Raw genomic sequence first — 12,726 nt, forward strand, 5'->3', positions numbered from 1 at the left:
CGTGGTGAGTGGGAGTGCGCGAGACGGGACTGACCGGCGCGCGCAAGGCAGCAAGGCAGATCGTATCCGGCGGTCGGTGCTGTTCGGGCTGTTCTTCCTGTCGGGTGCCGCCGCGCTGATCTACCAGACGGCCTGGCACCGGCTGCTCGGCCTGTTCGCCGGGGCCGACACGATCGCGGCGGCCCTGGTGGTCGGCGCCTTCCTGCTCGGTCTCGGCATCGGCAGCCTGGCGGCGGGCTTCTGGGCCGACCGGATGTCGCGCCGCGCCGCCCTGCTCGCCTTCGCGCTGTGCGAGGTCGGCATCGCGGTGTTCGCTGTGCTGAGCCCGTGGCTCTACTACGACGTCATCTATCGCGAGCTGCTGCCGATCTCCTCCTCGCGCCTGGTGATCTTCGCCGTCGTGTTCGCCGGCCTGCTGTGGCCGACCTTTCTCATGGGATGCTCGCTGCCTTTCCTGTCGAAGGCAGTGGTCACCCGGATCGACGGCTCGGCCCGCCTGATCGGTTGGCTGTACGGGCTCAACACGCTGGGCGCCGCCGTCGGCGCCTTCAGCGGCGGCTGGCTGCTGATCGGCAGCCTGGGGTTCGACAGGACGATCCATGTCGGCGCGGCGCTCAACCTGATCGTCGCGGCGGGCGGTCTGATGCTTGCGATCGGCCTCGACCTGTCGTCGCCGCGCGGCTCGGCCAAGGCGGCCCGCAGCGCCGACGATGCCAGCGGCAGCGTCGTCTGGCGCTGGTCGCTGCTGGTCTTCATCAGCGGCTTCCTGATCGTGGCGCTGCAGATCGTCTGGTACCGCCTGATCGGCGTGCTGCTGCAATCCAACGGCTACAGCTTCTCCCTGGTCCTCGCCGTCTTCCTGCTGGGCGATGCCGCCGGGCTGCTGGTCGGCACGCGGCACATCGATCGCATTGCCGACCCGCGACGCTTCTTCTTCCTGATGCAGGGATTGGCGACGGCGCTGGCGCTGGCCGGCGCGTGGTTCGTCTACCTGGCGATCGGCGCCGGCCTGCTGCCCGCGACCTTCGTCGACCGCGACATCGTGCAGGGCGATGCCGCCGACATCGGCCTGATCGTCCTGCTGGTCGCGGTCGTCGTGCTGCCCGCCTCGTTCATCATGGGCTTCTCCTTCCCGGTCGTGCAGAAGGCGGTGCAGGTCGATCTTGCCCAGCTCGGCCGCCGGGTCGGCCTGGTCCAGCTCGCCAATATCCTCGGCAACAGCGCCGGCAGCCTGGCGGCGGGCCTGGCTCTGCTCGACCTGGTCGGCACCGCGGGGACGTTGAAGCTGCTGGTCGCCATCGGCCTTGCCTTCGCCGTGCTGCAGATCACGACGAGCCGGCGGCTGGGCTGGCCGTTGGCGCCGACCGGCCTGCTGATCCTCGGCCTGCTGCTGTTTCCCGGCGGCGAGGCATTCTGGCGACGCCTGCACGGCCTCACCGGCGAGACGGCGATCGTCTCCGAGGACAAGACAGGTCTCGCCCTGCTCAAGATGTCCGACGCGCAGAGCGGACGCCTCTATATCCAGGGCCATTCGCAGAGCCGCCTGCCGTTCGACACCGTGCATGTCTTCCTGGGCGCCATCGGCCCGCTCGCCCATCCCGAGCCGCGGCGCGTGCTGGTGATCGGCTCGGGCACCGGCGGGACACCCTATGCGGCCGGCCTGCATCCGAACACCGATCGGGTCCGCGTCATCGAGATCGTGGCGCCGGTGATCGACACGTTGCGGCGCTATCGCGACGCCGGCGGCCGTTCCGGCGTCGACGGCCTGCTGGCCAATCCGAAATTCGAGATCGTGGTGGCCGACGGCCGTCATGCGCTGGCGCTCGACGACGGCCGGTACGACGTCATCGAGGCCGACGCCATCCTGCCCAAGACGGCATTGTCGGGCCTGCTGAACTCCCAGGAATTCTTCCGGCAGGTGCGCGCCAGGCTGGCCCCCGGCGGCCTCTACGTGCAGTGGGCGCCGACCGCGCGCACGGTCGAGACGTTCCGCTCGGTGTTCCCCTACGTGACGATGATCCATCCGGCATTGCTCGGCAGCGACCAGCCGATCCCCTACGACCGGCAGCGCATTCTCGAGCTGCTGGCGCGCCCCGAGATCGTCCTGCACCTCACCGGCGCGCGCATCGACCGGGCCGAGCTGATCAAATGGTTCGAGGACAAGAAGATCGAGCCGCTCAACGACGGCAGGACGGTGCCCGCCGCCTCGCCCAATACCGATTTCTTTCCGCGCGACGAGTACTACCTCAATCGCCCCTGAGGTCGTGACCCGGCCGGCGCGCTCGCCGACCCTCCTCTTCTCCTCCCGACGCGAAGCGGGCGGAGGTGCCCGCGAAGCGGGCGGAGGGGTCATGAGCAACAGTGCTGATGCTCATGACCCCTCCGTCCGCGAAGACGCGGACACCTCCCCAGCGCGGGGTCCGCGCTGGGGAGGAAACTTGACTACAAGGTCAGGCGGACTCCTTCCGCGCGACGGGTACTGCCAATTGCCGTTTACCGCGATCAGCCGTCCTTGGCGTCGCGATCGGCCGACTCGATGTCGCGACCGGACTCCTCGATGTCGCGCGCCACGTCGGGCCGGCGCAGCAGCGCGCCGATGCGGTCGGCCTCGTCGAAGGTGCGGTCGATCTCGAAGCGGATTTCCGGCGCGTAGCGCAGGCCGGCGCGCTCGCCGACCCGGGCACGGAACCACGGCGCGGCGCGGCGCATGGCGGCGAGCAGCCGGTCCTCGTGCTGGCCGCCCAGCGGCATCACGAAGGCGGTGGCGTTGCGCAGGTCGGGGCTGACATCGACCGAGGTCACCGTGATCGACGCGCCGCGCAGGTCCGGATCGCGCATCTCGCCGCGCTCCAGCAGCTCGGCCAGCAGATGGCGCAGCTCCTCGCCGACGCGCAGCTGGCGCTGGCTGTGGCCGCCCTTTTCACGCTCGGACTGGCGACGTCGGGACATGGGGGTCTCCTTCGATCTCCTCCCCTTCGCGGCTTCCGCGAAGGGGAGGTGTCGCCGTCTTACGGCGACGGAGGGGTCATGAGTCCCATGACTCATGACCCCTCCCTCCGCGAAGACGCGGACACCTCCCCAGCGAAGCTGGGGAGGATTCCTGACTACAAGGTCGGGCGGACTTCCTCGACCTCGAAGCACTCGATCACGTCGCCGACCTTGATGTCGTCGTAGTTCTCGAACGCCATGCCGCATTCGAAACCGTGCTGGACCTCGCGGACCTCGTCCTTGAAGCGCCGCAAGGTCTTCAGCGTGCCTTCATGGATCACCACGTTGTCGCGCAGCAGGCGGACCTTGGCGCCGCGTTTGACCTGGCCTTCGGTGACCATGCAGCCGGCCACGTTGCCGACCTTGGTGATGCGGAAGACCTCGCGGATCTGGGCGTTGCCGAGGAAGGTCTCCTTGTAGGTCGGGTCGAGCAGACCGACCATCAGGCCCTGAATGTCCTCGGTGACCTTGTAGATGATGCTGTAGTAGCGGATGTCGATCTTGTCGCGCTTGGCGATCTCGCGGGCCTGCGGATTGGCGCGCACGTTGAAGCCGATGATCAGCGCGCCCGATGCCCTGGCCAGCGTCAGATCGGCCTCGCTGATGCCGCCGACGCCGCTGTAGACGACACGGGTCGCGACCTTCTCCGTCGACAGCCGCTGCAACGCGCCGGCCAGCGCCTCGGCCGAGCCCTGCACGTCGGCCTTGATCAGGACCGGCAATTCCTTGGCGGTGCCTTCGCGGATGCCCTTCAGCATCTCCTCGAGGGTGCCGCGTCCGCCCGCCGCGCGGGCAAGCTGGGCCTGGCGGTCGCGGCGCGAGCGGAAGTCGGCGATCTCGCGGGCCCGCGCCTCGCTCTCGACGACATGAAACTCGTCGCCCGCCTGCGGCGTGCCGTCGAGGCCGAGGATCTCCACGGGCACTGCAGGACCGGCGTTCTGCACGGCATCGCCGTGATCGTCGATCAGGCGCCGCACGCGGCCCCAAACGGCGCCGGCGACCAGCACGTCGCCGACCTTCAGGGTCCCGCGCTGGACCAGCACGGTGGCGACCGAGCCGCGGCCGGGATCGAGCTGGGCCTCGACCACGACGCCGTCGGCCAGGCGATCCGGATTGGCCTTGAGATCGAGCAGCTCGGCCTGCAGCAGGATCGCCTCCTCGAGCTTGTCGAGGTTGGTCTTCTTGGTCGCCGACACCTCGATTGACTGGACCTCGCCGCCCAGCTGCTCGACCTGGATCTCGTCCTGCAGCAGCTCGGTGCGGACGCGATTCGGATCGGCGCCGGCCTTGTCCATCTTGTTGATGGCGATGATCATCGGCACGCCCGCCGCCTTGGCATGGGCGATCGCTTCCTTGGTCTGCGGCATGACACCGTCGTCGGCGGCGACCACCAGCACGACGATGTCGGTCACCTTGGCGCCGCGCGCGCGCATGGCGGTGAAGGCCTCGTGGCCCGGCGTGTCGAGGAAGGTGATCTTCTGGCTCGACGGCAGCGTGACCTGGTAGGCGCCGATATGCTGGGTGATGCCACCCGCTTCATGGGCCGCCACGTCGGTGGCGCGCAACGCGTCGAGCAGCGAGGTCTTGCCGTGGTCGACGTGGCCCATGATGGTGACGACCGGCGGCCGCGCCAGCAGGGTCTCCGGCGCATCGACGTTCTCGGTCAGGCCGGTCTCGACGTCGCCTTCGGTCACGCGCTTGGGCCGATGGCCCATCTCGGTCACCACCAGCTCGGCGGTGTCGGGATCGATCGCCTGGTTGATCGTCGCCATCACGCCCATGCGCATCAGGGTCTTGATGACGTCGGCGCCGCGTTCGGACATGCGCGACGCCAGCTCCTGGACGGTGATCGTCTCGGGAATGGTGACCTCGCGATAGACCTTCTGCTGCTGGACGTCGTTGGCGTGCTCGCGGCGCCGGTCGCGCTCGAGGCGACGGCGCATCTGCGCCGCCGACCGGCTGCGGAAATCATTCTCGCCCTCGACCGCGCGGCCGACATCGACCTTGTCGGAGCGGCGCTTGGGCGCCTCGCGGCGCGCGCCCGGCGGCTGCGGCAGGCGCTTGTTGACGGCGGGCGATGCCGGACGCATCGGCGGCCGGCGCAAGGCACCGCCGGCAGGCTGCGCCTGCGACGGTCCCGGGCCGCCCGGACGCCGGATCGGCTGCTGAGCGGGCACCGCGGACGGAGCGGCCTGCGTCGGCGCAGGAGGCCTTTCGCCCGGCTGCCCCTGGCGGGCGACCGCGGGCTGGCCCGGCTGTCCCTGAGGCGCGACGGGAACCTGAGCGGGCGCGGTGGCAGCCTGATCGAGCCGCTTCTGGACCAGGGCGTCGGCCTTGCGCTTGGCCTCCTCCTCGGCCCGCTTGCGCGCCTCCTCCTCGGCCAGCCGCTTCTTGTGCTCCTCCTCGGCCTTGCGGCGCACCTCCTCCTCGGCCGCACGACGGGCGGCTTCCTGGGCGGCGCGCTGGCGTGCCAGCTCAGCATCGCGGTTGGCATCGACAAGAGCGCGCGCCCGCGCCTCCTTCTCTTCCTCGGTAAGGGTCTTCAGCACGATGCCGCGACCACCCGGACCCGACCGGTCGCCGCCGGGACGCAAGGTCACGGTCGAGCGCGCGGGAGTGCCGCCGCCGCCTATCCTCAGCGTGCGCCCGGCAGCCTGCTGCGTCACAGCCGCCGGTGCGGGCGCCGGCGCGGGAGCAGGAGCCGGCGCAGGGGCGGGCGCCGCGCCGGCGGTCGGACGCTTGACCGGCTTCTTGACCTCGACCGTCACCGCCCGCGTGCGCCCATGCGAGAATTTCTGGCGCACCTGAGTGGCGTCGCTGCTGCCCTTGGACGCCGCCGCACCGGGGCGCGCCGCCGTCGAAAGGCTGAGCGGCTTGGTCGGCTTGGTCGTTTCTTTCTGTTCCGTCATGTCGGGTGTTGTCCTTGGTCCATACCGGCGCGTCAACTGCTGCTGTTCTGCCGATAGCCGCACCAGCGCGCCGCTCCGGCCTCGATCCGTCCAATGAATGCGCCGCCCGCATCGTCGCGGGCGATCGCCACGTAAATCGTCTGCTCGCGACCGAACAAGCGGCCGAGCGACGCCGCGTCACCCAGCCGTGCGATCGGCAGGCCGCTGGCAGCGAGCTTGCCCAGCCCATCGCCGTCGGCCTCGCTGGCCACCACCAGCAGGCCGGCACGACCGCGGCCGATCATCTGCTCGACCTTGACGAAACCCGCCGCCGCCCGGCCAGCGCGACGCGCCCGGCCGAGATCGGCCAGGGCGCGCTCGAGCAGCAGGCGCTCGACGCGCTCCGGCAGGTCGTCGGCAGCCTTCACGGCCGCGCGCGCCGCCTTGGAAAACAGCTTGCGCGCCACCGCCCGCTCGACCGCGGCTCGCTTCGCCTGCACCCACATGCCGCGGCCCGGCAGGCGTCGCCCCAGGTCGGGCACGACATCCCCGTCCGGTCCGACAACGAACCGGATCATGCGCTCCGGCGCGGCCTGCTCGCCGGTGGCGATGCAGGTCCGCAGGGGGCAGGCGGGCACGGGCGCACGCAGGCGGGGCTCGCCGGCGACAGCGGACGCCGCGGCGTCGGGTTGGGACAGGATGGCGGTGCTGCTAACCAAGAACGGCGGCCTCTCCTTATGCCTTGGCCCCTTCGGCGGGCGGGGTGTCCTCGGCGGCGAACCAGTGCTCGCGCGCCTTCATGATGATGGCGTTGGCGGTGTCGTTGTCCATCGCGCCTTCGCCGACGATCTCCCGCAGCTCGTCGGAAGCGAGATCGGCCAAGTCGTCGCGCGTCTTCACGCCCTGCTCGCCCAGTGCCACCAGCATCGGCAGGCTGAGGCCTTCGGTCGACCGCAGATCCTCGTCCATGCCGAGCTCCTCCAGGCGGGCCGCCAGCTCGGCGTCACGCCGGTCGATATACTCGCGCGCCCGACGCTGCAGCTCGGTGGCGATCTCCTCGTCGAAGCCCTCGACGCCGGCAAGGTCCTCGATCGCGGCCTCCGCGACATCCTCGACCGCGCCATAGCCCTCGGCCACCAGCAGATGGGCGATGACGTCATCGACATCAAGGCTCGCCTTGAACAGCTCGGTGCGCTCGCGCGTCTCCTTCTGGCGACGCTCGCTCTCCTCGGCCTCGGTCATGATGTCGATCTCCCAGCCGGTGAGCTGAGAGGCGAGCTTGACGTTCTGGCCGCGCCGGCCGATGGCGAGGCTCAGCTGATCGTCGGGCACCACGACCTCGGTCTTGTTCTTCTCCTCGTCCATCAGCACCTTGCTGACCTCGGCCGGGGCGAGCGCATTGACGATGAAGTTGGCGGTGTCGGCCGACCACGGGATGATGTCGACCTTCTCGCCCTGCAGCTCCTGCACCACGGCCTGGACGCGGCTGCCGCGCATGCCGACGCAGGCGCCGATCGGATCGATCGAGCTGTCGTGGCTCAGCACCGCGATCTTGGCGCGGCTCCCCGGATCGCGCGCCACCGCCTTGATCTCGATGATGCCGTCGTAGATCTCCGGCACTTCCTGGGTGAACAGCTTGGCCATGAACTGGGGATGGCTGCGCGACAGGAAGATCTGCGGGCCGCGCGGCTCCTCGCGGACGTCGAAGATGTAGGCGCGCACGCGGTCGTTGACGCGCAGCGATTCGCGCGGGATTGACTCGTCGCGGCGGATCACGCCTTCGGCGCGCTGCAGGTCGACCGTCACGTTGCCGTAGTCGACGCGCTTGACCACGCCCGAGACGATCTCGCCGACGCGGTCCTTGAACTCCTCATATTGCCGCTTGCGCTCGCTCTCGCGCATGCGCTGGGTGATGACCTGCTTGGCGGTCTGGGCGGCGACGCGGCCGAAATCGATCGGCGGCAGCTCGTCGGTCAGGAAGTCGCCGACCTGGGCTTCCGGATTGCGGCGCTGCGCCTCGGCGAGCGCGACCTGGGTGTTCTCGTTCTCGATCGGGTCGGCGACCTGCATGTAGCGCAGCAGCCTGATCTCGCCGGTCTTGCGGTCGATCTCGGCGCGGATGTCGTGCTCCAGCCCATACTTGGCGCGGCCCGACTTCTGGATTGCCTGCTCCATCGCCTCGAGCACCTCCTCGCGCTCGATGCCTTTCTCGCGCGCGACCATGTCGGCGACCTGAAGCATCTCCAGACGCGGGATATCGGCGGTCGTTGCCATGTCAGTCTTCCTCTCTTGCGATTCTTCTAATGTGCCTGGGCAGCGCCTTCCTGGGCGCGCCGATGTTCCTCGATCAGGGCGTCGGTCAGCTCGAGCTTGGCCTTGGTGACGCTGGCGAGCGGCACGGCGGCTTCCTTGCCGTCGTCGAGCCGGAGCTTCACCAGGTCGTCGGCGAGGCCAAGCAGCGTCCCTTTGAAGCGGCGCCGGCCGTCGATCGGTTCGGCGGTCTCGAGCCGCGCCACATGGCCGGACCACCGGACATAGTCCTTGGGTCGCGTCAGCGGCCGGTCGATGCCGGGCGAGCTCACTTCCAGGGTATACGAGCCGGGAATCGGGTCCTCGACATCGAGCACCGCCGACAGGGCGCGCGACAGGGTGGCGCAACCCTCGACATCCATCGGCCGGCCATCCGCCGGCTCGATCATGATCTGCAGCGTGCCGCCGCGGCTCATCGCAACGCGCACCAGCTCGTAGCCCATGCCGGCGACGGTCGGGGCGACGATCTCTTCAATGCGACGCAGCAAGTCGGTCAAGCGGTCCTGTTTCTCGACGTTTGGGCAGAGGGAACGCCTACAAATGAAAAGAGCGGGTTTTTGGCCCACTCTTTTTTCTTTGGTTCGTCCCGCGAACCCGATGAGGATGGCGCGGATATAGTCTCAGTCCGGCGGGATCGCAAGAGAATCCGTCGGCTTTTTGGGGTCAACCATCGGGGCGCTATTAGTAGTGGTCCCGCAGGCGGCGAGGCTCTTCCCGCCGCTTTCATATCGCCTTTCACAGATAGCGCTTCAGGGCGGGCAACGCCTGCTCGACGCAGGCCCGGCCTTCGGCGATCGCCTCGGCGGCACGGTTGAACTCCATCAGGCCGATGGTGCGCAAGCGGGGCACCAGCATGACGTGCGGCGGCTCGCCGGCGAGCCGCGTGCGGGTGATGTGGTCCTGCATGATGTTGATGGCGCTCGCCAGCACGTCGAAGTAGCCCGGTGGCGCGACGCCGGGTGACGGCGTCTCGCCGTTGGCCGCAGGGCGCCGGCCAGGCAGCGGGAACTGGCCCAGCACGCGCCGCAAGGCCTCGCTCGAGACCAGCGAAGGGCGCGGCGTCTCGGGCGGTTCGGGCTCGGTGAAGCGGCGGCCGAGCAGCTCGCCGTTCAGATTGACCGCGATGATCACATCGGCCCCCAGCGCGCGGCATACCGACACCGGGACGGGATTGGAAAGCCCGCCGTCGAGCAGCCATTTGCCGTTGGCCAGCACCGGGCTGAAGATTCCGGGCAGCGCGATCGAGGCGCGCACCGCCTCGTGGATCAGGCCCGACTGCAGCCAGATCTCGCGACCCGTCGCGAGCTCGGTGGCCACGGCGGCATATTGAATGGCATAGCTCTCGATCGGCGCGCTGATATCGAGATCGCGGAGAAACGACACGATCTGGCGGCCGCTGACCAGGCCGCCGCCGGTGAAGCGAAGATCGGTCAGGCCGGCAATCCTGCGCCAGGTCGCGCCTTCAGCCCACGCCTTGAGAGGGCCGAGCCGGCCGGCGACATGTGCCGCCCCGACCAAGGCACCCATCGAGGAGCCGCAGACAACGTCGGGCGCGATGCCGGCCTCGGTCAGCGCGTCGATGACGCCGATATGGGCCCAGCCGCGGGCCGACCCGCTGCCAAGCGCAAGGCCGATACGAGAACGTGCCATGTCCCATCAGAACGCACCAACGCTTGCCGCGGCAAGCACCTTTGCCGCCTTCCGGGTGGCACAGGCAATGCCGCGCCCAAGATCGTCAGAGGCTTGGCCGGAGGCGTTCGCCCAGCGCGGCGTCGAGACTCCCCGCTTTCGAGCTGGTCGACGAAGCGTAGGGCAGCGGCGGCGCGCGGGGGACGGACAGCGCTCAGGCGCTGACGCCGTCGAGGGCGTCGCGGACGGCACGGGCCAGCTCAGCCTTGCGGAAGGGCCTGGCGACCGGCCTGGCGCCGGGATCGAGACGGCCGTCATGCACGATGATGTCGCGGCTGTAGCCGGACATGAAGGGGATATCTCCTCGTGACCGGACGGCAGGAGCGAGCCTGCCGACGCGGCATCGGGCTCGCCGAGGGTGGCGGCGCGCGGCAGGTAGATGGTGACGGTCGTACCGCGTCCCGGTTCCCGACGCCGGTTTCAGCCGAATCGGCGAAAGCGCAAAAACGTCGGGCGCCCCGCCAGCTTCTTCCTTTCGTAGCGCGTGGCTGGCCAGTCGGCTGGCCGGTCGCGCCAGTCGCTGGGGCACTCGGCGAGCCATTCGAAGGCAGGATGGGTGACCGCGTGCTCGACCATCCAGGGCAAGTAGCTCGGATCATCGGTTGCCAGTCGTAACTCACCCGCAGGGACCATCAGCTCGGCGAGCCGGTCGAGCGTTTCGCGCTGGACGAAACGGCGCTTGTGATGACGCGTCTTGGGCCACGGGTCGGGAAACAGCACGAAGACGCGGGTGAGCGAGCGAGCGGGCAGGCCGGCCATGACCAGCCGCGCATCGTCGGTGAACAGCCGGATGTTGCCGATACCGGCGCGCTCGATGTGGGCGAGGCACTTGGCGACGCCGTTCAGGTACGGCTCGCAGCCGATCAGGCCGGCCTCGGGATGCTGCTCGGCCTGCCAGACCAGATGCTCCCCGGCGCCGAAGCCGACCTCAAGCCACACGCCGTCGGGCAGCAGGCGACCGCCGAAGGCTGCGGCGAGATCGATCCGGCCCGGCGGCGGCGGCACGGCCAGCGTGAGCCGCGGCAACAGCGTATCGAGCAGCGACCGCTGCCCGAGGCGCAGCTTCTTGCCGCGCCGACGACCGTGCAGCGTGCGCCGACGGGTCTCTTCCATGACGGTTCCTGAACAATAATTCTCCTCCCCCGTAAGACGGGGGAGGAGAATGCGATGAGTCCGCCGCGCCCCCTACATCACCACGTCGATCAGGTACGGGCCCTTCTGCGACATGGCGTAGGTGAGCTGCTTGGTGAGCTCCTCGAGATCGGTCGCCTTGGCGGCCGGCACACCCATGCTCCTGGCCAGACCGCCGAAATCGAGGGTCGGGCGGTCGAGCGTCAGCATGTCGATGGCGCGCGGCCCGGGATTGGCGGCGCCGACGTCGGCGAGCTGGCTGTACAGGATCTTGTAGGAGCGGTTGGAGAAGATCATCACGCAGATGTCGAGGTTCTCGCGCGCCATCGTCCACAGCGACTGGATGGTGTACATCGCGCTGCCGTCGCCGATCATGGCGATGACCTTGCGATCGGGGCAGGCGACCGCGGCGCCGACCGCAACCGGCGCCCCGAAGCCGATCGAGCCGCCCATGTTGTTCAGCCAGTCGTGCGGCGGCGCGCCGGCGCTGTAGGGGAAGAAGCCGCGGCCCGTGGTGACCGATTCGTCGACCACGATGGCGCCCTCCGGCAGGGTCGCGCCGAGCGCTGCGCCGAGACCGTCCAGGGTGAACTTGCCGGTCGGCCGGTCCGGCCGCTTGGCCTCGGCGATGTTGGCCGGCTTGGCGTTCATCGCATCGAGCTCGGCGGCGAGCGCCTCGAGCGCGCCCAGCGGATCGCCGTCGACCGGGCAGAGCGCCGTCACCTCGCAGCCGTCCGGCACCAGCACCGACGGCTTGCCGGGGTAGGCGAAGAAGGCGGCCGGCGCCTTGGCGCCGCACAGCACCATGTGCTGGGTGCCCTTCAGCATCTCGAGTGCCGTCTCGACCACGAAGTGCAGGCGCAGCACCGGCACGCGGCCGGCGCCACGTTCGATGCGCGCGGTGCCGCCGGCCGCCTGCACCTTGCAGCCGGTCTTGGCCGCGATCTTGCCGGCGAGCTCGAGGCCGCGGGCGCGCAGCGCGCGGCCGCCGATGAACAGCATGGCCGACTGACCGTTCTTCAGCGCCTTGGCGGCGGCGACCACCGCCTCGTTGGCGGGCTTTTGCGGCTGCGGCGTCTCGGGCGTCTCGGCGATGCCGTCGGCCTCGGTCCAGGCCGTGTCGGCCGGCAGGATCAGGGTGGCGATCTGGCCCGGCGCGACGCGCGACGCCTGGATGGCGGCGGCGCCGTCGGTCGCCACGGTCTTGGCGGTCGGCGAGGTCTTGACCCAGTGCGAGAACGGTCGGGCGATGCCTTCGATATCGGCGGTGAGCGGGGTGTCGTACTGGATGTGATAGAGCGCGTGCTCGCCCACGATGTTGACGATGCCGGAGCCCGCCTTCTTGGCGTTGTGCAGGTTGGCCGCCGCATTGGCGAGGCCGGGTCCGAGATGCAGGAGGGTCGAGGCCGGCTTGTCGGTCATGCGGTAGTAGCCGTCGGCGGCGCCGCTGCACACGCCCTCGAACAGGCCGAGCACGCAGCGCATGCCCTCGACACGGTCGAGCGCACCGACGAAATGCATCTCCGACGTGCCGGGATTGGCGAAGCAGACCTCGACGCCCCCCTTCACCAAGGTCCGAACCAGACTCTCCGCACCGTTCATCGTTTCCCCCACTTCCGGGCCAACAGGACGCGGAGCTTTACACACAGACCCAGCCCCGCCGCCACCGGGGATTTTGCACGCCCGCCCCGCAGAGCCGAGGCAAGCCGCGCACGAGGTC

Annotated in this window: 10 protein-coding genes; 1 reads left to right on the top strand and 9 read right to left on the bottom strand. The window is 69.6% G+C overall.

The annotated features are described in order from the left end of the window. Window position 1 precedes the first annotated feature (1 nt). Entirely contained in the window at window positions 2-2,260 is a 2,259-nt protein-coding gene (locus ACILR9_RS12835) for a hypothetical protein (RefSeq protein WP_395710322.1), read from the top strand. Between the two features lie 242 nt (window positions 2,261-2,502). Here the strand turns inward: ACILR9_RS12835 and rbfA are convergent, their stop codons facing one another. From rbfA to ACILR9_RS12880, 9 genes are all read right to left on the bottom strand, one after another. Next, entirely contained in the window at window positions 2,503-2,949 is a 447-nt protein-coding gene (rbfA, locus tag ACILR9_RS12840) for a 30S ribosome-binding factor RbfA (protein WP_395710323.1), read from the bottom strand. Window positions 2,950-3,104: 155 nt separating this feature from the next. Next, window positions 3,105-5,897: a translation initiation factor IF-2 gene (infB, locus tag ACILR9_RS12845; protein ID WP_395710324.1), complete on the bottom strand. Its 2,793-nt coding sequence runs from the start codon at window positions 5,895-5,897 to the stop codon at window positions 3,105-3,107. A 32-nt stretch (window positions 5,898-5,929) separates the two neighbouring features. Continuing rightward, the gene (locus ACILR9_RS12850; protein WP_395710325.1) at window positions 5,930-6,595 is read right to left on the bottom strand and encodes an RNA-binding protein; all 666 of its coding nucleotides are present in this window, start codon (window positions 6,593-6,595) and stop codon (window positions 5,930-5,932) included. A gap of 16 nt (window positions 6,596-6,611) precedes the next feature. Next, window positions 6,612-8,150: a transcription termination factor NusA gene (nusA, locus tag ACILR9_RS12855; RefSeq protein WP_395710326.1), complete on the bottom strand. Its 1,539-nt coding sequence runs from the start codon at window positions 8,148-8,150 to the stop codon at window positions 6,612-6,614. A 26-nt stretch (window positions 8,151-8,176) separates the two neighbouring features. Then, window positions 8,177-8,683: a ribosome maturation factor RimP gene (rimP, locus tag ACILR9_RS12860; RefSeq protein WP_395710327.1), complete on the bottom strand. Its 507-nt coding sequence runs from the start codon at window positions 8,681-8,683 to the stop codon at window positions 8,177-8,179. Window positions 8,684-8,921: 238 nt separating this feature from the next. Then, window positions 8,922-9,836 (bottom strand): patatin-like phospholipase family protein, encoded by a 915-nt coding sequence (locus ACILR9_RS12865; protein WP_395710328.1) that lies wholly within the window; start codon window positions 9,834-9,836, stop codon window positions 8,922-8,924. Window positions 9,837-10,029: 193 nt separating this feature from the next. Then, complete coding sequence (locus tag ACILR9_RS12870) at window positions 10,030-10,164, bottom strand: hypothetical protein (protein ID WP_395710329.1); 135 nt, start codon at window positions 10,162-10,164, stop codon at window positions 10,030-10,032. A 131-nt stretch (window positions 10,165-10,295) separates the two neighbouring features. Next, a complete protein-coding gene (trmB, locus tag ACILR9_RS12875; protein ID WP_395710330.1) occupies window positions 10,296-10,988 on the bottom strand; it encodes a tRNA (guanosine(46)-N7)-methyltransferase TrmB in 693 nt (230 codons plus the stop codon). 72 nt (window positions 10,989-11,060) lie between these two features. After that, on the bottom strand, window positions 11,061-12,608 hold the full coding sequence (locus ACILR9_RS12880; protein ID WP_395710331.1) for an acetolactate synthase large subunit: 1,548 nt from the start codon (window positions 12,606-12,608) through the stop codon (window positions 11,061-11,063). Window positions 12,609-12,726 lie beyond the last annotated feature (118 nt).

Source organism: Reyranella sp., from assembly GCF_044224635.1.
In the GTDB taxonomy this organism is placed as follows: Bacteria; Pseudomonadota; Alphaproteobacteria; order Reyranellales; family Reyranellaceae; genus Reyranella.

Bases quoted from the DNA above. Each gene is read 5' to 3' on its own strand.
- infB (WP_395710324.1), bottom strand. From the start codon at position 5,897: ATGACGGAACAGAAAGAAACGACCAAGCCGACCAAGCCGCTCAGCCTT.
- nusA (WP_395710326.1), bottom strand. From the start codon at position 8,150: ATGGCAACGACCGCCGATATCCCGCGTCTGGAGATGCTTCAGGTCGCC.
- ACILR9_RS12870 (WP_395710329.1), bottom strand. From the start codon at position 10,164: ATGTCCGGCTACAGCCGCGACATCATCGTGCATGACGGCCGTCTCGAT.
- ACILR9_RS12880 (WP_395710331.1), bottom strand. From the start codon at position 12,608: ATGAACGGTGCGGAGAGTCTGGTTCGGACCTTGGTGAAGGGGGGCGTC.
- rbfA (WP_395710323.1), bottom strand. From the start codon at position 2,949: ATGTCCCGACGTCGCCAGTCCGAGCGTGAAAAGGGCGGCCACAGCCAG.
- ACILR9_RS12865 (WP_395710328.1), bottom strand. From the start codon at position 9,836: ATGGCACGTTCTCGTATCGGCCTTGCGCTTGGCAGCGGGTCGGCCCGC.
- trmB (WP_395710330.1), bottom strand. From the start codon at position 10,988: ATGGAAGAGACCCGTCGGCGCACGCTGCACGGTCGTCGGCGCGGCAAG.